This window comes from Neobacillus sp. NRS-1170, from assembly GCF_050468025.1.
The window spans coordinates 62,507-84,766 of record NZ_JBITPF010000026.1 but is presented as its reverse complement, the minus strand read 5'-3'; the positions used below and the strand labels follow the sequence as shown (position 1 = coordinate 84,766).

Annotated in this window: 21 protein-coding genes; 17 read left to right on the top strand and 4 right to left on the bottom strand. The window is 41.2% G+C overall.

The window, feature by feature from the left end:
- Positions 1-58: 58 nt before the first annotated feature.
- The 6 genes from ACIFOT_RS12030 to ACIFOT_RS12005 all read left to right on the top strand — a co-directional run bounded on the left by ACIFOT_RS12030 (position 59) and on the right by ACIFOT_RS12005 (position 5,707).
- Complete coding sequence (locus ACIFOT_RS12030) at positions 59-658, top strand: undecaprenyl-diphosphatase (protein ID WP_430064725.1); 600 nt, start codon at positions 59-61, stop codon at positions 656-658.
- 184 nt (positions 659-842) lie between these two features.
- Positions 843-2,195 (top strand): cytochrome ubiquinol oxidase subunit I, encoded by a 1,353-nt coding sequence (locus ACIFOT_RS12025; RefSeq protein ID WP_430064724.1) that lies wholly within the window; start codon positions 843-845, stop codon positions 2,193-2,195.
- Positions 2,185-3,210 (top strand): cytochrome d ubiquinol oxidase subunit II, encoded by a 1,026-nt coding sequence (locus ACIFOT_RS12020; RefSeq protein ID WP_430064723.1) that lies wholly within the window; start codon positions 2,185-2,187, stop codon positions 3,208-3,210. The genes ACIFOT_RS12025 and ACIFOT_RS12020 overlap by 11 nt, the downstream gene beginning before the upstream one ends.
- A 12-nt stretch (positions 3,211-3,222) precedes the next feature.
- The gene (cydS, locus tag ACIFOT_RS12015) at positions 3,223-3,327 is read left to right on the top strand and encodes a cytochrome bd oxidase small subunit CydS (RefSeq protein WP_430064722.1); all 105 of its coding nucleotides are present in this window, start codon (positions 3,223-3,225) and stop codon (positions 3,325-3,327) included.
- A gap of 287 nt (positions 3,328-3,614) precedes the next feature.
- Positions 3,615-4,805, top strand: a complete 1,191-nt coding sequence (locus ACIFOT_RS12010; RefSeq protein WP_430064721.1) for a chromate transporter — start codon at positions 3,615-3,617, stop codon at positions 4,803-4,805.
- 71 nt (positions 4,806-4,876) lie between these two features.
- Positions 4,877-5,707 (top strand): hypothetical protein, encoded by an 831-nt coding sequence (locus ACIFOT_RS12005; RefSeq protein WP_430064720.1) that lies wholly within the window; start codon positions 4,877-4,879, stop codon positions 5,705-5,707.
- Between the two features lie 51 nt (positions 5,708-5,758).
- On the opposite strand, the gene ACIFOT_RS12000 is transcribed toward ACIFOT_RS12005, so the two are convergent.
- Positions 5,759-6,301 (bottom strand): YdhK family protein, encoded by a 543-nt coding sequence (locus tag ACIFOT_RS12000; RefSeq protein ID WP_430064719.1) that lies wholly within the window; start codon positions 6,299-6,301, stop codon positions 5,759-5,761.
- Positions 6,302-6,546: 245 nt separating this feature from the next.
- Between ACIFOT_RS12000 and ACIFOT_RS11995 the strand changes: the two genes are divergently transcribed.
- The 3 genes from ACIFOT_RS11995 to ACIFOT_RS11985 all read left to right on the top strand — a co-directional run bounded on the left by ACIFOT_RS11995 (position 6,547) and on the right by ACIFOT_RS11985 (position 9,164).
- A complete protein-coding gene (locus ACIFOT_RS11995) occupies positions 6,547-6,981 on the top strand; it encodes a hypothetical protein (RefSeq protein ID WP_430064718.1) in 435 nt (144 codons plus the stop codon).
- Between the two features lie 2 nt (positions 6,982-6,983).
- A complete protein-coding gene (locus ACIFOT_RS11990) occupies positions 6,984-8,351 on the top strand; it encodes a 4Fe-4S binding protein (protein ID WP_430064717.1) in 1,368 nt (455 codons plus the stop codon).
- A 78-nt stretch (positions 8,352-8,429) separates the two neighbouring features.
- Complete coding sequence (locus ACIFOT_RS11985) at positions 8,430-9,164, top strand: sulfite exporter TauE/SafE family protein (RefSeq protein WP_430064716.1); 735 nt, start codon at positions 8,430-8,432, stop codon at positions 9,162-9,164.
- Positions 9,165-9,298: 134 nt separating this feature from the next.
- On the opposite strand, the gene ACIFOT_RS11980 is transcribed toward ACIFOT_RS11985, so the two are convergent.
- Positions 9,299-9,556 carry a hypothetical protein gene (locus ACIFOT_RS11980; RefSeq protein WP_430064715.1) on the bottom strand — a complete coding sequence of 86 codons (258 nt, stop codon included), beginning with the start codon at positions 9,554-9,556 and terminating at the stop codon, positions 9,299-9,301.
- Positions 9,557-9,848: 292 nt separating this feature from the next.
- On the opposite strand from ACIFOT_RS11980, the gene ACIFOT_RS11975 reads away from it, so the two are divergent.
- From ACIFOT_RS11975 to ACIFOT_RS11955, 5 genes are all read left to right on the top strand, one after another.
- On the top strand, positions 9,849-10,769 hold the full coding sequence (locus ACIFOT_RS11975; RefSeq protein WP_430064714.1) for a cation diffusion facilitator family transporter: 921 nt from the start codon (positions 9,849-9,851) through the stop codon (positions 10,767-10,769).
- Between the two features lie 287 nt (positions 10,770-11,056).
- The gene (locus tag ACIFOT_RS11970; RefSeq protein WP_430064713.1) at positions 11,057-12,208 is read left to right on the top strand and encodes a polysaccharide deacetylase family protein; all 1,152 of its coding nucleotides are present in this window, start codon (positions 11,057-11,059) and stop codon (positions 12,206-12,208) included.
- 144 nt (positions 12,209-12,352) lie between these two features.
- Positions 12,353-12,616: a YhdT family protein gene (locus tag ACIFOT_RS11965; RefSeq protein WP_430064712.1), complete on the top strand. Its 264-nt coding sequence runs from the start codon at positions 12,353-12,355 to the stop codon at positions 12,614-12,616.
- A complete protein-coding gene (gene panF / locus ACIFOT_RS11960) occupies positions 12,613-14,055 on the top strand; it encodes a sodium/pantothenate symporter (protein ID WP_430064711.1) in 1,443 nt (480 codons plus the stop codon). The genes ACIFOT_RS11965 and panF overlap by 4 nt, the downstream gene beginning before the upstream one ends.
- A 90-nt stretch (positions 14,056-14,145) precedes the next feature.
- Entirely contained in the window at positions 14,146-14,373 is a 228-nt protein-coding gene (locus ACIFOT_RS11955; RefSeq protein ID WP_430064876.1) for a DUF2198 family protein, read from the top strand.
- 64 nt (positions 14,374-14,437) lie between these two features.
- Here the strand turns inward: ACIFOT_RS11955 and ACIFOT_RS11950 are convergent, their stop codons facing one another.
- Together ACIFOT_RS11950 and ACIFOT_RS11945 are read right to left on the bottom strand one after the other, a co-directional pair.
- Positions 14,438-14,902, bottom strand: a complete 465-nt coding sequence (locus ACIFOT_RS11950; RefSeq protein ID WP_430064710.1) for a DinB family protein — start codon at positions 14,900-14,902, stop codon at positions 14,438-14,440.
- A gap of 72 nt (positions 14,903-14,974) precedes the next feature.
- Entirely contained in the window at positions 14,975-15,517 is a 543-nt protein-coding gene (locus ACIFOT_RS11945) for a pyridoxamine 5'-phosphate oxidase family protein (protein ID WP_430064709.1), read from the bottom strand.
- A 109-nt stretch (positions 15,518-15,626) separates the two neighbouring features.
- Here ACIFOT_RS11945 and ACIFOT_RS11940 point away from each other — a divergent pair, with 109 nt between their 5' ends.
- The 3 genes from ACIFOT_RS11940 (at position 15,627) to uvrA (ending at position 22,192) form a co-directional block, all read left to right on the top strand.
- Positions 15,627-17,060 (top strand): PLP-dependent aminotransferase family protein, encoded by a 1,434-nt coding sequence (locus ACIFOT_RS11940; RefSeq protein WP_430064708.1) that lies wholly within the window; start codon positions 15,627-15,629, stop codon positions 17,058-17,060.
- Positions 17,061-17,328: 268 nt separating this feature from the next.
- Positions 17,329-19,308, top strand: coding sequence for an excinuclease ABC subunit UvrB (gene uvrB / locus ACIFOT_RS11935; protein WP_430064707.1), 1,980 nt, complete (start codon positions 17,329-17,331; stop codon positions 19,306-19,308).
- Positions 19,309-19,315: 7 nt separating this feature from the next.
- Positions 19,316-22,192 carry an excinuclease ABC subunit UvrA gene (gene uvrA / locus ACIFOT_RS11930; RefSeq protein WP_430064706.1) on the top strand — a complete coding sequence of 959 codons (2,877 nt, stop codon included), beginning with the start codon at positions 19,316-19,318 and terminating at the stop codon, positions 22,190-22,192.
- Positions 22,193-22,260 lie beyond the last annotated feature (68 nt).

Sequence of the window (22,260 nt, the reverse complement as noted above, 5' to 3'; positions counted from 1 at the left end):
TGAAAATTTAGCTTGTGGCTTTATAGTTAGATGGTGCCAATCAAAGGAGGTCACGAAAATGTTTCATCTTGACTTTGAAGCCTTTCAATTCATAAATCATCTCGCGGTAAGTGAGCGAGTTTTAAATCCATTCATGGTGTTTTTAGCGGAAAAAGCAGAGTATTTATTCTTTGCCGGAATCATTTTTTATTGGTTTCTCCCTCGGAATCGAACAGAAAATCGAAGAATGGTGGCAGAAGCCATTATTGCCGCATGTGTTGCCCTTGGGGTGAACGTACTGATTGGTCACTTTTTTTACCGGGACCGTCCTTTTGTCAGTCATCATGTAAACTGGCTGATTCCCCATGTGAAAAATGCCTCGTTTCCTAGCGACCATGCCACGGCAGCATTCGTGATTACGACTGCTATTTGGATTTGGCGAAAAAGTGATGGCTGGTTGTGGCTGCTTCTATCGGCAGGTATTGCTCTATCCCGAGTGTGGACAGGGGTCCATTATCCTTTAGATGTAACTGCTGGGATGATTATTGGGACCTGCACAGCGTTTGCAGTCCATAACCTATTGCTTCGAACTGAGATACTAAACAGAATTGTGAATTTACTAATTGAGTTCTATGAAAAAATAGAAAGCAGACTACGGGTAAAAAAGAAGGCCAATTGATGGTCTTCTTTTTTTGTTAATTACATAAATATTGGAAAAGATAAACAAAGAGCAGCAAAGGGGGGACTTTATATATACAAAAAACAAGAACAAAGGCTAAGTTTACTTGCTTTTATCGTCGCTGCTATTTTGGGCCTATCCATAATTGGAAGGATTTTTTCAGGCTAAGAAAGGAAATCGTGAAATGGGAAATGAAGACTCAGTTCTATTAAGCCGAATACTCACAGAATTAACTTTATCCTTTCATATTATCTACGCAACCATTGGAGTCGGAATCCCGCTAATGATTATGATTGCTCAATGGGTCGGGATTAAAAAACAGGATGAACATTACATATTATTAGCAAGACGCTGGACACGCGGCTTTGTCATTTCCGTGGCAGTAGGGGTTGTAACTGGAACCGCGATTGGGCTTCAGCTTTCGCTATTGTGGCCGCATTTTATGGAGCTGGCGGGCAACGTCATCGCTTTGCCTTTATTTATGGAAACCTTTGCGTTTTTCTTTGAAGCCATTTTTTTAGGGATTTATATCTATACATGGGACCGGTTTGAGAATCAGAAAAAGCATCTCTTACTGTTGATTCCTGTTGCCATCGGGGCTTCATTTTCTGCCGTTTTTATTACCATTGTCAATGCCTTTATGAATGCACCTCAGGGGTTTGATCTCGTAGGCGGACAGCTTGTTAATGTCAGCCCGATCGTCGCGATGTTCAATCCAGCCATGCCGACAAAGGTTGCGCATGTGCTGGTAACGGCTTATATGACCTCGGCGTTCGTGCTTGCTTCCATCGGAGCCTCCCGTCTGCTGAAAGGTTCCGATCATTTGTACCATAAAAAAGCGTTATTTTTAACCTTAAAACTTGGGTTTGTCTTTTCAGTAGCATCCGCTTTAATTGGCGATTTTTCTGGAAAATATTTAGCGGAGTATCAGCCTGAAAAATTAGCCGCTGCCGAATGGCACTTTGAAACGGAGGAGGGAGCCCCGCTTATTTTGTTTGGGGTCCTTGATAATGGAAAAGTAAAATATGCGATAAAAGTTCCATATGCACTCAGTATTTTAGCTAGAGATCTTCCGCAGGCAAAAGTGATTGGACTGGATCAGTTTCCTAAAGATGAGGTGCCGCCGCTTTATATCCATTATTTGTTTGATGCCATGGTGACAATTGGAATGGGGCTGACCGGTTTATCATTGATCTATTTACTGGGGACTTGGCTTAGATGGCAGTTTATTTTTTCGAAATGGTTTCGCTGGCTCCTTGTCCTTGGCGGTCCGCTTTCAGTTCTGGCGATTGAAACGGGCTGGTGGCTGGATGAAGTGGGGCGGCAGCCATGGATTTTACGGGGAATTATGCGGACAAAAGAAGCAGCAACCTCAAGTGGTCAAGTCGATCTCATGCTGCTATTGTTTGCCGGACTTTATTTGATTCTGGGAATTGGCAGCGTAGTCGTTCTGCTAAGGATGTTCCGCAAAAATACGGTGGAACAGGAATTGGCCGATCGGGCTTCCTTGAAGGCAGGTGAGCGGTATGACGCTTGAAATCCTTGGAATCACCGTGTTGGGGATGTTTCTCTTTGGCTATATTATCGTGGCCTCGATTGATTTCGGCGCCGGCTTTTTTAACGCCTTTAGTACGGTCACAGGCAAGCAGCATATTTTGACTAAGGTCATTCAGCGCTACTTATCACCTGTTTGGGAAGTGACCAATGTTTTTTTAGTGTTTTTCTTTGTCGGGATTGTTGGTTTTTTTCCAAAGACCGCTTTCTATTTCGGTTCAACCTTACTCGTGCCAGCCAGCATTGCTATCGTTCTGCTGGCGATTCGCGGTTCATATTATGCGTTTTCTACTTATGGAGGACTTAAACACAAGCGGTATACCATTCTGTATGGACTGACTGGGTTATTTATTCCCGCCTCTTTATCGATTGTTTTGACGATCTCCGAAGGCGGCTTTGTGAGGATGGAGGAAAAGCGGCCGGTACTGGACTTTTGGAGCTTGTTCACGAGTCCTTTATCATGGAGTATTGTGGTGCTAAGTCTGACCGCCGTTTTGTATATTTCTGCAGTATTTTTGACTTGGTATGCCCATAAAGCCAAGGACGAGGAAGCCACTAACCTTCTGCGAAAATATGCGTTAATCTGGGCGGGGCCAGCGATTATTACAGCCGCTGGGATTATCGTGGAAATGAGGACTCATAATCCTGAACATTTCAAGGGCTTGATCAGCCTATGGTGGCTGTTCGCCCTGTCTGTTATTTTCTTCGCCGGATCGGTGTATTTCATTTGGAAGCGGCAGGCCTATGGATTAGCCTTCTGGTTAATGGTTGGGCAATTTACTTTTGCCTTTTTGGCCTATGGGATTTCACATTATCCTTATTTAATGTATCCGTATTTGACCATTTATGACAGCTTTACAAATGAATCGATGGCAATTGCCTTAGTTATAGCTTTTGTAGCTGGATTGGGCCTGCTGTTGCCATCGTTGTATCTCCTTTTGAAGCTGTTTTTGTTTAACAAGGAGTATGTGCAAGGGAAACGGGATGATCATGCGTGAGGAGAATTTTGAATGGTGACTAACTTTTTCATTTTTTATGCTCCATTTATCATTGTGATAGCGGCAATTGCCACGGGTTTTTGGCTTGCTGGTAAGGATGATGCAGTGAAAAAATAGTGGGGTTTGAAAAAGAAGAGCCTTTGGGGTTCTTCTTTTTCTTCAAATATTGGAAAAACTGACTCAATTTTCTCGATTTTCTACTTAAATTTAATATACTTAATGTAAAGCAGCTGTGTTTTTTATTAAAAGTGCTCTCTAAAAATTTTTATCAGCGAATTTTTCTAGTTTATCAGTAATCTGAGTAATTTATCAGCGAATTTTTCTAGTTTATCAGCGAATCCGAGCATTTTATCAGCGAATATAAAAAGTACAATCATATAGACGAAAAAATAGGAGATAAAATAGTGAACCACAACAAAAATCTTAAATCGCTCTTTGAAATCCTTTTGGTATCAACGAGACTCGGTTTAACCTCCTTTGGCGGCCCAATCGCGCATTTAGGTTATTTTTATGAAGAATATGTACGGCGGAAAAAATGGCTTGATGAAAAAAGCTATGCGGATTTAGTGGCTTTGTGTCAATTTCTCCCCGGACCGGCGAGCAGTCAAGTTGGGATTGGAGTCGGTGTTATCCGCGGCGGCCTTCTAGGCGGCATATTAGCATTCATTGGATTTACTGCGCCATCAATGATCGCCTTAATATTTTTTGCTATCATCCTTCAAGGTTTGCAAATAAATGATGCAGGCTGGCTCCATGGTTTAAAAATCGTGGCTGTGGCTGTCGTTGCACAGGCCATAATTGGAATGGCTTCTAAATTAACTCCTGATATTCATAGAAAAACCATTGCCTTATTTGCGCTGGTTAGTACGGTATTATGGCAGACTGCCTTCATACAGGTAGGTATTATTGTATTGGCGGCCATAGCCGGTTTTGTTATCTTTAAGCAACACGATGATAAAGATGAGCCAGATATGATTCATTTTCCACTGTCACAGCGTTTTGCCTTGATTTGTTTATCCCTGTTTTTTTGTTTGCTAATTATATTACCAATTGTACGCTCGATTACATCATCTAATTGGCTTGTTTTATTTGATAGTTTCTATCGGTCGGGTTCATTAGTTTTTGGAGGCGGGCATGTCGTACTGCCATTGCTAGAAAAAGAATTTGTACCCACCCATTGGTTATCTAAAGAAGAATTCCTTGCTGGATATGGGGCAGCCCAAGCCGTACCGGGCCCGCTATTTACCTTTGCTGCGTACATAGGGACAATTATCAATGGATGGAAAGGTGGAATCCTTGCGACAGCGGCCATTTTCCTACCTGCCTTCCTTCTCATTTTTGGCACATTGCCTTTTTGGAACACTTTAAGGCGTAATCCCAAAATTAAAGGTGCTTTATTGGGTGTAAATGCCGCCGTTGTTGGAATTTTAATTGCCGCCTTTTATAATCCGATTTGGACTAGTTCCATCCTAGCTCCTAATGATTTTGCTTTTGCAGCCATATTGTTTTCTATGCTGGTTTATTGGAAGCTTCCACCTTGGATAATTGTTATCGCAGGTGCCGTGGGCGGTTCACTATTGCAGATTATAAGTTAATATGAAGGACTGCGGTATAAAACTAATTTCAGATACTGAAAATATTTCTAAAGGAAAACGGGGGAATATATTTGAGTATCGGAATGTGGTCTTATTTTACACTTCTTTTATTAACTATTTTTGCGTTAGGTTCTGCCTATTGGAAATCCAGAAAACCCCTAATCTTTATCCTCTTTTTTGCCGTTTCTGGAGTAACGATGTTTTTCGACTACCTGATTTATGTGTGGGGAAAGGCTTATATTTATCACCCTGGAATTGTCAATAATCAGCATGATACACATCTTGGAGCCATTGTTAATGGCTTGATCCTGCCGGCATTTGCCCTTTTGTATTCAGTCCGTAATGGTAAATGGTATTGGAGTATTATTTTGGCTGGCTTTTTTGCAGGGATTGAACGGTTGTTTACAGAGTGGGGTGTATATAAACCTAACTGGTGGAAGATAGGGTATACATTTAGCATACTTATTTTTTATTTTCCAGTCATTAAAGTGTGGTGGGGCAGGCTAAAAAATGCCCCGGGAAAGTGGCTAACCTATGGAACCTTGCTGTCATTATGTTTTGCCATATATGTTCAATTAAATATCCTTCTTTATGGACTATTTAAAACGAAAACGTTTCATGTTGAATGGATTGAACGTTTAAACCGGGACAGTGCAGCGATTAATAGTTTAAATGCGATATTATTCAGCTCGATCCTCTCTTTGTTATGTATTGTGAATGCCCGACAAATTTGGTATTTCAATATGATGGCTGTGTTTCTAGTTTATTATTTCGTTTTAAAAAATACAGGTATCATTCAAACTGATCATTTGGTTTTGGATTTTATTCTTAGCCTCCTATCATTCTTCATACCGCTTGTATTCATAAGATATGCTAGAACTAAAGTATACTCGCACTCTTGAGTAAAGAAGTGAATAAATCGAAAAAAGCTCTGACTATGCCAGAGCTTTTATTTATTTCGCTGAAAGCTCACTTTCTGTAACCCATTTATGATTAGTCACTTTTTCCCCGCCAGTGGTTGGCGTGTAATCAACCATATAGACTGTTGTTTGTTCGGCAGAATCAATTACTGCCGTTGCACCCTTCATTCCTTCCATATGATCTGCCTCTACAATAACCTCATCACCTGGTTTATACGATTTTTCGCTGGCATCTTTAATTTCTTCATGGATAATCCATTTGTGATTTGTTACTCTTTCACCACCAGTGGTTGGATTATAAGAAATTGTATACACAGTAGTATCGAATGCACCAACAATTGTTGCTTCAGCTTCCTTCATCCCTACCATGTGTTCCGCATTAATAATAGCTTTACTGCCAACTTTAAAAGTTGGATTTTCGGCCTCTTTTAAACCTTTTGGAACTTCCCCTGAACCAGAATGATTCATGCCTTTCATAGATTCATGTTGGTTCTCCTTATCACCATTGGAACAAGCTGCTAAAAATATGGCAAGGACCAAGGTAAGAAGAAGTAGTGTGGCTTGTTTTATTCTCACTTTTGTTACCTCCTTAAACATTGTTATTCACTCATAGTACGACATATTTGTGCAGAATTTGTGCAGAAGGACTAGAGCCTAACTAGATTATTAGAATTAAATTTCTACAAATGTAGGAACAAAATTGAAATACGGACGGTTTGCCATATATTCTCCAATAAAAATGCATAAAAACTGCAAACTTACCAATTAAATTAAAACTATAAACCATTTGTTTATTATTTAACTTTTTGGAGGTGGAAAAATTGAAAAAGGTTTTTCTCATTTTATTTTCATGTGCTTTTATTTTTTCATTTGATTCAAGAGCCTTTGCCGATGAGGGACATTCGCATGACCAAAACATCAAAATGGCAGAGGAAAATTTTAAAAATGGAAACACCGGTAGTCAACAGAAGGCTAGTGAAGATCATGCTGATATGAATCACGGAAACGGAAGTAATATGGAAGGCATGGATCATAGCGGCGGAACCGATATGGAGGGCATGAACCATGACAGTGGAGGCGGCCATGAGGATATGGACATGAACAAAGAAAGTAAACATGAAAGTGGGCATAGTCATGGACCAGTAGTTGAAACCCCGCCGAACTATAAAGTGTTAGGAACTTATGGAGCAGTAAACCTGGCATTTATCGCAATAGGAATTTGGAATAAATGGTTAAGAAGAAGGAAGGGTGAATAACAATGGCAATGCCCGAGAATAAATTACCAGAAAAGGAACCTTTTGATCTCTTATCCATTCCGGTAGTAAAAAAGTTTGTTAAAAGCAAATGGTACCCAGGATTATTCCAGTGGATCGTGATCTCTGTTTTTTCATTAATAGTATATGAATTAGTAATGGGAACAGTAGACCCTAGTAAAAACTTTGGAACGGCAATGACATGGGTATTATGGTGGCCAATCATACCAATTCTATTTTTAACAGCTGGCCGCTTCTGGTGTGCCATATGCCCGTTCGGTAAATTAAGCGATATTGTCCGCAAATTTGTCGGCAGCAAGCGTCCAATGCCAAAATTTTTAAGAAAATATGGAATTTGGTTAATCGACCTATTCTTTATTGCGATTACTTACAGCGACCATGTTTGGGGAATTGTTGAGTCGCCGCGCGGCTCAGGATACCTGCTGCTGCTGCTCGTAACAATGGTTGTGGCAACGTCCGTTTTTTATGGAAGAAGATCCTTCTGTAAGACGCTTTGTTTCCTTGGCGGTCTTGCCGGAAACTACTCACGCTCCGGTGCCTTAAAAGTTCAAGCCACACCTGATATTTGTAAAACCTGTAAAGTACAGTCTTGCTATAGAGGAACAGAGAAAGTAGAAGGATGTCCAATGTTCCAGTTTCCAAAAACCATGAAGTCCAGTGCGGATTGTAATATTTGTGGGAACTGTGTGAAAAGCTGTCCGAATAATTCCGTAAAAATTATAACAAGAGTTCCAACAAAAGAATTATGGGGCTTAAAAAATCCGAAGCTTGAGAATGCTTCCCTTGCTGCTGTTATTATGGGTATCGTATTCGTTCAAAATATTACGATGCTTGAACCCTGGCAGAATATTTTAAATGCAATTGGAACAGTAACTCGTACGACCAACTATAATGTTAACTTTACAGTTGCCTTTATCATTGCGATGGCTATTCCGATTCTATTATTATTAGGAACGGCAAAACTTGCATCCCTTTTTGGTATGGAAGGAACAGTCAAAAAGAACTTTACACTTTTCGGATACGCCATTATTCCGTTAGACCTAGCAGGACACTTGGCACATAACTTGTTCCATATCTTTACGGAAGGTAAAGCGGTATGGTACAACTCCATTAGATTATTTGGAATCGATTCGAATACAGCAAGTTTAAGTCTTGCCTCTACACCAACCGTACAAATGATTCAGTATATCGTGATCTTAATCGGATTGGTGGGTACTGTTTATGTTGTACACAGAATGGGTAAAGGAAAACAAACTGCTTTCAAAGCCATGCTTCCATATTACGTATTGATGTTTGCACTGGCTGTTGCGAATATTTACTTATTTTCACTGCCTATGATGCACAGAGTTTAATTATAATTGTTTTATAGAAGACACCGATACGCTGCTGGTTGACGTTGTCTTTTTTTTAAAGAGATTTAGGGTGATCAAATGTACGGTATATTAAGCAAAATTAGCACTGTAATTAGTGAACCATTTTTTAATATAGCAAACAGTCTCGAATCTTGGCCCATCATCTTTGCTTTTATTTTGGGACTTGTCGGGTCCTTAGCCCCCTGCCAGTTAACAGGAAATATTAGTGCTGTTACGTTATATGGGAACCTCTCCGTACAAAAGAAAATTGTTTGGCAGGATGTTTTCTGGTTCACGTTTGGTAAAGTTGTTGCCTTTTCTTTATTAGGAATGCTCGTGTGGCTGCTTGGTAAGGGAATAGAACAAAGTCTAGTATTCTATTTTCCGTGGCTGCGAAAAATGATGGGGCCATTACTGATAGTCGTTGGGTTGTTTATGATTGGAGTAATTAAAATAAAAGGAACGTTTTATTTGTTAAAAGGATTAAAAGAGTACAAACATGAAAATCCGTTTGGTTCCTTTATGCTTGGATTTAGTTTTTCCCTTGCTTTTTGCCCAACCATGTTTGTCTTATTTTTTGTCACCTTAATGCCTATCGTGTTGTCCAGTCCATATGGATTTATTCTTCCGCCAATCTTTGCCCTTGGGACAGCCCTTCCACTATTAATTGTTATCTTAATCATTTGGTATCTTGGCGGCAGTGGTGTCCTAATGAAGAAAAGCAGAAAGTTCGGCACGGCTGTTGGGCGGTTAGCCGGAATTTTAATGTTACTAATAGGGATTTTTGATACTATAACCTATTGGTCTATATAAAAAACAAAAAAACAACGAATGTCTCGTTGTTTTTTCTGATTGTTTCAGCAACAGATGGAGGGAAGTTAAAAATGTTTAAACTTAAAAAGAGAATTGTGACCGAACCTGGTTAAATAGATTCTCATATCTTAAAATTAAAAGTTGCTCATCATATTTTTACTGCCCATTTCCTTTTGATTGCTGTCATCCATCATGCCGCCTTTACCATGGCATGCTTTGTACATTTCCTTTAATTCCTCCTTGGATGAATTAGGGTGCATTTTTTGCATAAAGGGGAGCATTTTTTCAAAGCTAAAACCATTGTCTGAGTTGTTTGTTCCTGCTGCAAATACAGCCGTTCCCGCTCCAAGAATTAAAGATGTACTTAAAATTCCGACCGCAAACTTTTTCATTTTTTTCTCCAACTCCTTTCTTTTATCAGCTTCATCGTAACGCTTAATTTTGCAGAAAAAATGGATTTTAAGTGTTGAAATTGTGAAGATTTCCTAATTAGGAGATACCCATTAAAAAAAGAAAAATTCATTGACATTCAAACCCCCATTTGAATAAGATATAATCAAACGAACATTTGAATGTGAAAGAATAGCGTATGGATTGAAAAATAAGGAGAAAATAACCTTAATCGTAATTTTTTCGTTTTAGAAATAGAAAGGCTACTCTACAATGAGAGCAGGGGGGATAAACATGGGCCATCATCACCATCATCACGGCCATTCACACGGCCATTCACATACAAGCAACAAAAAAGCTTTATTAAGTTCCTTCTTATTAATAGCGGCCTTTATGATTGTCGAAGTGATCGGGGGCATCGTTACAAACAGCTTGGCGCTATTGTCGGACGCTGGTCATATGCTCAGTGATGCGGCTGCACTGGGATTAAGCTTTTTCGCCATAAAACTTGGAGAAAAGCAGGGGTCGCAGGAAAAAACCTATGGATATAAACGCTTTGAAATTATCGCCGCAGCCTTAAACGGATTAACCTTAATCATCATTTCCGTGTATATTTTTTATGAAGCGATCGGCCGTTTCCTCGCTCCGCCGGAGGTTCAAAGTAAAGGGATGCTGATGATTTCCATTACCGGTTTGTTGGTGAACATTGTTGCTGCCTGGATTTTAATGAAGGGCGACAAGGAAGAAAACCTGAATGTCAGAAGCGCCTTCTTACATGTGCTTGGCGATATGCTCGGTTCGGTCGGGGCCATTGTCGCCGCACTCCTGATTATGTTTTTTGGCTGGGGCATCGCTGATCCCATTGCGAGTGTCATCGTTGCCGCGTTGATCCTTATCAGCGGGTATCGAGTGACAAAGGATTCTTTCCACATTTTAATGGAAGGCGCTCCGGAACAGATTGATAGCAGGAAGGTGAAAGAGGCACTAAGGAAGATCCCGCTCGTAAAAGAGGTTCATGATTTGCATATATGGACGATTACGTCCGGCTATCCTGTTTTAAGCTGTCATATCACCATTTCCGATGATGGAGTTCATGATGAAATTCTTTCCCAATCCCAGCGCATCCTTCATGATGAATTTCACATTGAACACAGCACCATTCAAGTAGAGAAAGCAGCCAATGGCTGCCCCAGTCCGCATGGAACATGTAATTAATATAACTCGAAGTTTTTTTGACAAAATAAGAGCTACTCAAAAACCACGGTTGAAATTTGAATCGTGGTTTTTGACGTTGTTTTGATTATTGCTAACGTGAAGTGGTACACAAATCCTCTTTTTTCCTCATTTCCCTTTCACATCCAAAAGCAACTTTGCATATTATTCCTTAAGTGAAAATAGATATTAAAATAAGAATAGTGTTTTACTAATTTACTATTTTTGGCAGTGGTGATATAGTAATAAAGCACTGTTACTTTATAAATACATACTGAGAGGTTCATATCATGAAATTCGGAAAAACTATTTTACTATTTTTCATTTTGACAAGCGCTATTTTAGTTTCTAAGGACATTACGGCCCATGCCTCAAGCGGCGGTACCCCAATTCTCCTTTATCATCATATTTTAAAAAAGAGCGAGAATCATTCCCCTGATAATCCTAGTATTATTAACCTAGAAGCATTTGAAGAACAAATGAAATATTTAAAGGATCAAGGCTATTATACTGCCAGTATGTCGGAATTTGATGCGTACATGCGCGGTACGAAAAAGCTTCCGGCAAAAACAGTGGTCATTACCTTTGATGATGGGCATAAAACGAATTATTTATATGCGTATCCAGTTTTAAAGAAATATGGATTTAAAGCCACGGCTTTCTTGATTACTAGCCGTGTATCCGATACTCCGGTTAGCTTTGATCCTGATGGTTTACAGTTTTTAAGCTGGCCTGAGGTCAGACAAATGAAGGACGTTTTCCAGTTTGGCAGTCATACGAATGGACTTCATAATTCAACCAACGGAGTAGCAGCCTTATTAAGCGAGCCCGCACAAGTTATTTTAAAAGATTTTCAAACTAGCAGAACCCTGCTTAACAACACAGATTATTTTGCATATCCATTTGGTGCCTATAATCAGCGGAACATCGAGATGTTACAATCGACTGGCTATAAATTTGCCTTTACCACTGTATTCAAGAATGCCATGATCGGGAGTGATCCGTTTCAAATTGGCAGAAAGGGAATCACTCCTTCGATTACGTTCTCCCGATTTAAAGAGTTATTAGTTGATGCTTCTTCTAAAGCGGGCTGGGTGAATACGAATAATAAATGGACCTTCTTGGATGATAATGGAGTCAAGAAAATAGGCTGGCTCCACTTGGTGAGCAGCTGGTATTATTTAGATTCAAATGGCATCATGAAGACGGGCTGGTTAAAATCGAGCAATGACTGGTATTATTTCGATGGAAACGGCCTCATGAAAACTGGGTGGTTGAAACAAGGTACATCCTGGTACTATTTGAACACAAATGGTTCTATGAAAACCGGCTGGGTACAAATCGGGAAAAGCTGGTATTACTTCTATAATACCGGCGCCATGGCCTACAATACCAAAATCGGCGGCTACAAGCTTGGACCAACCGGGGCAATGATTAAATAATCTTAAAAAACTTTATTGAAATGAGTGTTGTTTTTCACTATACCTCATTTTGATAAAGTTTTTTCTTTACCCCTTTAATATGTTTGGTAAAATGTTCAATATTAGTTAAAAATAACTTAACTCGATTATGAAGGAGGAATACCGTTGGACAAGCGTTTTAGAATTGCTCATAGGGAAGCATGGATCGGCGTGATTCTAGTCGTAATCAATTTTATCTGGTGGTATGGATTTGGTTACGGTCTTGGCTCTGCTAAAGTCGAACAGTATTCGTACATATTTGGTTTGCCTGCCTGGTTCTTTTATAGCTGTATTTTAGGGTCAATCGTTATGATTGTCCTAGTCATCCTCACAGTGAAATTATTATTTAAAGATGTTCCGTTTGAAGACGAAGAGGGGGACGTAAAATGAATTGGGCTGTCATTACACCACTGCTTATTTTTCTGTTTATTATTTTTGCTGTCGGCATTTGGTCAAATAAATTCGTCATCAAAACGAATTCATTCCTTGAGGAGTATTTTTTAGGTGAACGGCAAATGGGCGGGTTCATCCTGGCGATGACCATGGTAGCCACATACGGCAGTGCCAGCAGCTTTATCGGCGGTCCGGGGGTTGCCTATACGAAGGGGTTAGGCTGGGTACTTTTGGCGATGGCCCAGTTAGCCACTGGATATTTTGTTCTGATGGTTTTAGGAAAGAAATTTGCCATAGTAGCTAGGCAGTACAAAGCCATTACCTTAATCGACTTTTTGAAAGAGCGCTATAAAAGTAAAGCTGTTGTGCTCATCTCGGCGGCGAGTATTATCATTTTTCTTTTTTCTTCGATGACCGCTCAATGGATTGGCGGGGCACGCCTTGTTGAGTCCTTGACAGGCCTGCCGTATACATATGCGCTGCTGATTTTTGTCGGATCGGTTCTCGTTTTTGTAATTGTCGGCGGCTTCCGGGCGGTGGCGTTAACGGATGCCGTTCAGGGGGTGGTCATGTTTATGGGAACCCTGATTCTTCTTATTGCGACCATCAAAGCGGGCGGGGGAATCCCAAAGATTATCTCCGATTTAGCGGCTGAAAATCCAAATTTAATCAGCCCATTCGGTGCTGACCGCGAATTAACCCCAGCCTATGTTTCGTCCTTTTGGATTTTGGTTGGTGTTGGAGTAGTCGGGCTTCCGCAAATCACCGTCCGTGCGATGTCCTATAAAAATTCCAAGGCAATGCATAGTGCGATTATTATTGGAACAATCGTTGTCGGTTTTATTATGCTTGGAATGCATCTCATCGGCGTTTTTGCTAGACCGGTTATCCCAGGTGTGAAAATTGGCGATACCGTCATGCCGATGTTGACCATGAAAGTGCTGCCGCCATTTGTCGCTGGAATTGTCTTGGCGGCTCCGATGGCTGCGATTATGTCGACCGTCGATGCCCTGCTGATTTTAGTAAGTTCTGCTATAGTGAAGGATATTTATTTGAATTATATTAAGCCTCATGCAAGCGAGGGGCAAATAAAAAAAGTGAGTTTTAGTGTGACCGCCATTATTGGGATTTTGGTTATCTTTTTCGCGTTGACCCCGCCTGATTTAATTGTATGGCTGAATCTATTTTCCTTTGGCGGCTTGGAGTCTGTATTTATTTGGCCGGTCATTTTGGGGCTTTATTGGAGGAAGGGAAATAAATATGGAGCGATCACCTCAATGGTTTTAGGAATGGGTACTTATATTTTATTAGACCGATTCTATCCGAATGCCTTTGGCCTCCATACAGTGGTCGTACCAGTTGTGCTCTCCTTAATCAGCTTTGTGGTTGTTAGCTTTGCTACCCAGCAGGAAACAAAAGCTCATTCATCCTTTTAACGATTCATATTTATGTTGCAATTTTATGAATATATTTCTAGAATTAATAAACAGATATGAATAAGGTGGGGGGCCCCTTTGGTTACGTTTATTGAATATCTTTCGACTTTGATTTTGCCAGGGTTACTAGTCTTGCTTTTTACTCGGGTTACTTACAATCGCGTCATTGGGCTTGTCTTAACGGTCGCGCTTATCGCCGGTTCTGTTTATAAAGGTTATACTGACTCATTTATACTTATTGTTATTGATGCGTTTTCATTAACGGCGGGTTTCTGGCTGGCAGTAAAGATGAGACCTAAGCCGATGAAACAAGGCTAATTATCCATACGAAACAAAAACCCAAAATTAATCCTATTTCGGTTTTAATTTTGGGTTTTTTGTATTACTTATTTTTAATATGTAATTCAATTTGTTGCTTATGTTTAAGATCATGATCTATTAATCCTAAAAAATAGTCATTGAGTGTCATATCTTCTTTTCCAGGATATTTCTGATCGAATTTTTCAGTCGGAATCTTTTCTAACAATGTGACGAGATCTTTTCTTGTACCGATAAATTCATTAATTAGCTCTTCTTGTGATATTCCTGATCGGGCATAATTGGAAGCTTGTTTATTAATTTCATCAGCATCGATAGTAAGCTTAGGAAAGTCCTCATTTCCTAATAAGAAAACAATCCTATTTTTCATAACAAATTGATCCCAAGAAATAAAATGTGAAATGACATCTGCGATTCCCCATGCACCTTCTCTGAAGGGTTTAAACCATAAATCTTCTGGAAGGTTCCTTAATGTGTTTGACCATTCCATTAAACTCATTTTTTCTTTTATGATTATTTCTTTCTTCATTTTTTATCACCTGCCCAATTTAATAATAAATGGAAAAAGTGAAAACCTTCAAGGGTTTTCACTTTTTTTGTTTTAATCCTCTTTTACTGTTTTCCCTTGATAAAACATTTTTTCAAGTTGAACGGGGTTTTCTTTTGCAGATAATTCAACAGCTCTTATCTTATATACAGCCGTCCTGCTTCCTAAAGAGGAGCGGTATTTCTCCACATGTGAACTTGATAAGGCTTTATCATAATAGCCCGGAACATATTTATCTAGCATTTTTTGCATCGCTAAAACGGCCTCTTCCAGATTATTTACTTTCTCTGCTTCTCCAAAAATCATCACACTCATATAGGCAGTATCGGTCTTGGCGGGAACTGGATCAGAAATCGTTCCGAGGTCAGCGCTAACGGTAAAACAGGCCTTTGGATTTTTTTCAATTATATTCACCTTTCGTCCTTCACTCGCCCCGTGAAAATAAATTGCACCATCCATCCAAACAAAATTTAGCGGAAGAGTGTAAGGCGCATCATCGTCGACCAATCCTAAAAATCCCGTTTTCTCTGTTTCTAGGAAACGATTTATTTTCTGTTGATCTGTACATTCTAACTTCAATTGCCTCATTGGTATCATATGACTGACTTCCTTTCTTATATCATGTTACACTCATAATAAAAGCAAATTGTACCTGCTAAAAGTGACAGTTTTTTTAAAAAATATAGGGTCAGAAGGGGAATTTCTATTGCAAATCACTCCATTTTTAAAAAAGGACGCTAACGTTCCCATTTATCTACAACTCTATCAGTTTTTTCGCGAGGAAATTGAAAAGGGCTCGATTATAACAGGAGAAAAACTCCCTTCGATTAGGGAGCTTTCTCAAAGTTTAAATATTAGCCGAAACACCGTTGATACCGCATATCAGCAGCTTATTGCTGAAGGATATGTGGTGAGCAGGGAAAAAAGCGGCTTGTTTGTTTTGGAATTAGATGATGTACCCATGGTGCAAGAGGTTCAACACGAATTAAAACTCCCTCATGTGGAAGGTAAAACAGATAATTTAATAGATTTTCAATATGGCGATATTGAACTCGAGCGTTTTCCTATAAAGGTCTGGAAAAAATGTTTGCTGGGAGCTGTAGATGCTCCCAGCCATGAAGTGTTCTCCTATGGTGATAAAAAAGGTCATTATGGCTTAAGAACTGAAATTGCTTCCTATTTATATCAGGCAAGAGGGGTTCGGTGTTCACCGGATCAGATTATTCTTACTGCAGGAACCCAAACGGCGGTTAATTTGTTGATTCAACTGCTTTCCCTGCAAAACGAAAAAGTAGCGCTTGAGGATCCCGGGTATGATGGGGTTCGGTACGTTTTTGAAAGTCAGAAGTGTGAAGTCGTCCCGATTTCTTTAGATGAGGATGGAATCAATATAACCGAACTGGAGCAAAGCTCAGCTCAATGTGTTTATGTGACTCCTTCTCATCAGTTTCCAATCGGAATGATTTTGCCTGTTCAAAAACGGATGAAACTGCTGCAATGGGCTGGGAAGAACCAAACCTATATAATCGAGGATGATTATGACGGTGAGTTCCGCTATTTAGGCCAGCCGATTCCTTCTTTAAAATCATTGGATACCAATGAAAAAGTGATATATTTAGGGACTTTTTCAAAGGCATTCCTGCCTGCCGCTAGAGTTACCTACATCGTTTTACCGGAGCCGCTGGTTGAAGTCTATCAATCTAAGCTTTTCTATATTAGTCAAACCGTGTCGCAGCACATCCAAGAAGCTCTTTATCGGTTCATGAAGGAAGGTCATTTCGGACGCCATATTCGAAAAATGAGAAAAATTTATCAAGGAAAGCAGGCAGCACTTTTAAAAGCAATTGAATGTCAATTAGGTGATAAAGTAAACGTCATCGGGCAAAAAGCAGGGCTTCATTTATTACTTGAGTTAAAAGGCCTCGACGCCAAACAACTGGTTGAAAAAGCAGAGGAATTTGGGATTAGGATTTATTTAACGGAAAAGTTTTGGCTGAAAAAACCACCTCAATTTGATCAGCCGATCATGCTCGGTTTTGGCGGTCTAAGTGTGGAACAAATTGAATCAGGGGTTAATCAGCTCGCTCGAGTTATGAAGGTTTGCGAAATTAATCAGAAAATCGGTGAAATGAAATCTTAATTCCGCGAAATAAATGGGGAAGCACGCGAAAATATCACTCAAGTTCGCGAAATTCCGAACCAAACCCGCGAAATGCCACTACAAACTATAAAAAACGAATATTAGTTCGCATATTGTTGGTTTGTTTTTGGTTGATTGTGGTAGAATGTTAATATGCAATTTAGTGAAAACATTTTTCAGCACCATCCCGGCCCATAAACAAGGTTTTCATGCTGAAAAGTGCCAAATAAATAGACTCGGATTTTAAAAAAACGGGAGGAATCTATTTGTGAAGGACCAATTTGAATTAGTTTCAAAGTACTCACCGCAAGGGGACCAGCCTGAAGCCATCAGGCAGCTTGTCGAAGGCATCAAAAACAACAAGCGCCACCAGACATTGCTCGGGGCAACAGGAACCGGTAAGACCTTTACGGTTTCAAACGTTATAAAAGAAGTAAACAAACCGACCTTGGTGATTGCCCATAATAAAACGCTGGCCGGCCAACTTTATAGTGAGTTCAAGGAATTTTTCCCGAACAATGCGGTTGAATATTTTGTTAGTTACTATGATTATTATCAGCCGGAAGCCTACGTTCCACAGACAGATACATTCATAGAAAAAGATGCCAGCATCAACGACGAAATTGATAAGCTAAGACACTCGGCGACATCTTCTCTATTCGAACGAAAAGATGTCATCATAATTGCCAGTGTTTCCTGTATTTACGGTCTCGGTTCGCCGGAAGAGTACAGGGAGATGGTACTTTCATTAAGAACCGGCATGGAAATCGAGCGCAATCAGCTGCTTCATCGGTTAGTTGATATCCAATATGAGCGGAATGATATCGATTTCAAGCGGGGGACCTTCCGTGTCCGCGGCGATGTCGTCGAAATTTTCCCAGTATCACGTGATGAGCACTGCATGCGGGTCGAATTTTTCGGCGATGAAATTGACCGGATTCGCGAAGTTGATGCCCTGACAGGCGAAATTATTGGCGAACGTGATCATGTCGCCATTTTCCCAGCTTCTCACTTCGTCACAAGAGAAGAAAAGATGCGGGTAGCCATTGAGAATATTGAAAAAGAGCTCGAAGTCCGTCTTGAAGAATTGCGCGAAGACAATAAATTACTGGAGGCCCAGCGGATTGAACAGCGCACACGTTACGACCTCGAAATGATGCGGGAAATGGGCTTTTGTTCCGGAATTGAAAATTACTCGCGCCATTTGACACTCAGGCCGGCAGGTTCTACACCGTATACCCTGCTCGATTATTTTCCAGACGATTTTTTGATAGTCATCGATGAGTCGCACGTGACCCTGCCGCAGGTTCGCGGCATGTTTAATGGTGACAAAGCTCGGAAACAAGTGCTTGTCGACCACGGCTTCCGCCTGCCATCCGCGCTTGATAACAGGCCTTTAACCTTTGATGAATTTGAGAAGCATGTTCACAATGCCATCTTTGTTTCAGCAACTCCTGGCCCATATGAGCTTGAGCATACACCGGAAATGATCGAACAAATCATCCGTCCAACAGGGCTGCTTGACCCAACCATTGACGTACGGCCAATAGAAGGTCAAATTGATGACTTGATTGGGGAAATTCAGGATCGTGTTAAGAAGAATGAACGTGTCCTCGTGACGACCTTAACGAAAAAAATGTCTGAGGATTTAACAGACTATTTGAAAGAAATCGGGATAAAGGTTCAATACCTGCATTCCGAAGTCAAAACGCTCGAGCGGATTGAGATTATCCGCGAACTTCGTCTTGGCAAATACGATGTCCTTGTCGGAATTAACCTTCTGAGGGAAGGTCTTGATATCCCAGAAGTGTCGCTCGTCACCATCCTCGATGCTGATAAAGAAGGATTTCTCCGTTCGGAACGATCGTTAATCCAAACCATCGGCCGTGCTGCCCGTAATGCCAGCGGACACGTCATCATGTATGCGGATCGGATGACGAATTCGATGGAATTGGCGATTAGTGAAACGAAACGGCGCCGAGCGATTCAAGAGGAATATAATTTGAAGCATGGCATTACACCAAAGACAATCCAAAAAGCGATTCGGGATGTCATTCGTGCCACCCATGCAGCAGAAGAACAGGAAGAGTACACACCAGCAGCATCATTCAGCAAGATGAACAAGAAGGAAAGAGAAAAGTTGATTGCGACAATGGAAAAAGAAATGAAGGCAGAAGCAAAGGCACTCAACTTCGAACGTGCTGCCGAGCTTCGTGATCTATTATTAGAACTAAAAGCGGAAGGATAACTTTAACATGGCAATGGAAAAATTGATTGTGAAAGGCGCCAGAGCCCACAATTTAAAAAATATTGATGTTACGATTCCAAGAGATAAACTTGTGGTGTTGACTGGGCTTTCCGGTTCAGGGAAGTCCTCGCTCGCGTTTGATACGATTTATGCAGAAGGGCAGCGCCGCTATGTTGAATCTTTATCGGCCTATGCCCGCCAATTCCTGGGCCAAATGGATAAGCCGGACGTCGATGCGATTGAGGGGCTTTCCCCGGCGATTTCAATTGATCAAAAAACAACAAGCCGAAACCCTCGCTCGACGGTGGGAACCGTCACCGAAATCTATGATTATTTACGCTTATTATTTGCTCGGGTCGGGCATCCAACCTGCCCCAATCATCATATCGAAATCTCCTCGCAAACGATTGAGCAAATGGTTGACCGGATTCTTGAATATCCGGAGCGTACAAAAATGCAAATCCTTGCTCCGGTTGTTTCCGGTCGAAAAGGTACACATGTGAAGGTATTCGAAGATATTAAAAAGCAAGGCTTTGTCCGTGTTCGTGTGGATGGAGAAATGATGGACCTAGGTGACGAGATTGAACTAGAGAAAAATAAAAAGCACTCGATTGAAGTGGTTGTCGATCGGATTGTCGTCAAAGAAGGGATTTCTGCAAGGATCGCTGACTCCCTTGAGACTGCGTTGAAGCTTGGTGAAGGCAAGGTCATCGTCGACGTTATCGGTGAAGAAGAGCTGTTATTCAGTGAAAACCATGCCTGTCCACTTTGTGGTTTTTCCATTGGTGAGCTTGAGCCGCGGATGTTTTCCTTTAACAGCCCATTTGGCGCTTGTCCGGAATGTGACGGTCTTGGCTCTAAGCTTGAAGTCGATGTAGACCTCGTGATTCCTAACCGTGACCTTACCTTAAAGCAGCATGCGATTGCCCCGTGGGAGCCGACGAGCTCGCAGTACTATCCGCAGCTATTGGAGGCGGTATGCAGCCATTTCGGTATCGACATGGATATCCCTGTAAAGGATATTCCCGAAAATCTTTTGGAAAAAGTACTTTACGGTTCGGGTAGGGAGAAAATTTATTTCCGTTACGAGAACGATTTTGGACAAATCCGCGAGGGCCATATTGAATTCGAAGGCGTTATCCGTAATGTTGAACGCCGCTATAAAGAAACAAGCTCTGACTTCATTCGCGAACAAATGGAAAAGTACATGGGCCAGCAGCCATGTCCAACCTGCAAAGGGTACCGTCTGAAAAAAGAAACGTTGGCAGTTCTTATTAATGGCAGCCATATTGCCCAAGTAACAGACCTTTCCATTGAGGAAGCGCATCAATTTTTCTCAGAACTAAAGCTTTCGGAAAAAGAAATGCAGATTGCTAATTTGATATTCCGCGAAATCCTCGAGCGCCTGGGCTTCTTAATCAATGTCGGCCTCGATTATTTAACGCTGAGCCGCACAGCGGGAACGCTTTCTGGCGGTGAAGCACAGCGGATTCGTTTGGCGACGCAAATCGGTTCGCGATTAACAGGTGTTCTCTACATTCTAGACGAACCATCGATCGGCCTGCATCAGCGCGATAATGACCGGTTGATTGGTACGCTGCAAAGCATGCGCGATATCGGCAATACACTGATTGTCGTTGAACATGATGAAGACACGATGCTTGCCGCCGACTATTTAATTGATATCGGACCAGGTGCAGGGGTTCATGGCGGGGAGGTTGTTTCGGCAGGAACCCCTGCAGAGGTAATGGCCGACCCGAATTCGCTTACCGGCCAGTATTTATCCGGTAAAAAGTTCATCCCGCTTCCGCTTGAACGCCGCAAGCCTGATGGACGCTATATTGAAATCAAGGGCGCATCTGAAAACAACTTGAAAAATGTGAATGTGAAAATTCCACTTGGCATGTTTATTTCGGTTACGGGTGTCTCTGGCTCTGGAAAAAGTACGCTGATTAATGAGATTCTTCATAAATCGCTGGCGCAAAAGCTTCACCATGCCAAAACGAAGCCCGGCGAGCATAAGAGCATTAAAGGAATCGACTATTTAGAAAAAGTCATCGATATTGACCAGTCACCGATTGGCAGAACGCCGCGCTCTAATCCGGCTACTTATACAGGCGTTTTCGATGACATCCGCGATGTGTTTGCGACCACCAATGAGGCGAAGGTCCGGGGCTATAAAAAAGGCCGCTTCAGCTTTAATGTGAAGGGCGGGCGCTGTGAAGCCTGCCGCGGCGACGGCATCATCAAAATTGAAATGCACTTTTTGCCTGATGTGTATGTTCCATGTGAAGTGTGCCATGGCAAACGCTATAATCGTGAAACACTGGAAGTGAAATATAAAGGAAAAAATATTTCTGATATTCTCGATATGACTGTGGAAGCGGCCGTTGAATTTTTCGAAAACATTCCTAAAATCAGCCGTAAGCTCCAGACGATTCTAGATGTCGGCCTTGGCTACATCACACTTGGCCAGCCTGCGACAACTCTTTCAGGCGGGGAAGCCCAGCGTGTCAAGCTTGCTTCTGAACTGCATCGCCGATCGACCGGCAAATCATTCTATATTTTAGATGAACCGACGACCGGCCTTCATGTCGATGACATTTCACGTCTGCTCGTTGTCCTGCAGCGTTTGGTTGAAAATGGCGATACGGTGTTATGTATCGAGCACAACCTCGATGTTATCAAAGCCGCCGATTATCTTATCGACCTCGGACCAGAAGGCGGCGACAAGGGTGGAACGATCATTGCTTCGGGAACACCGGAAAAGGTTGCGGAAGTTCCGGGGTCTTATACCGGAAAGTACTTAAAGCCTATCCTCGAGCGTGACCGTTTACGAATGAAACAGAAAATTGAAGAAAAAGAAATGAGTGTAAAGAGCTAAAACCTTTAGGTTTGGCTCTTTTTTTATGTCCAGGTTAGACAGAATTTCTGATTTGGCTGAATAAATTA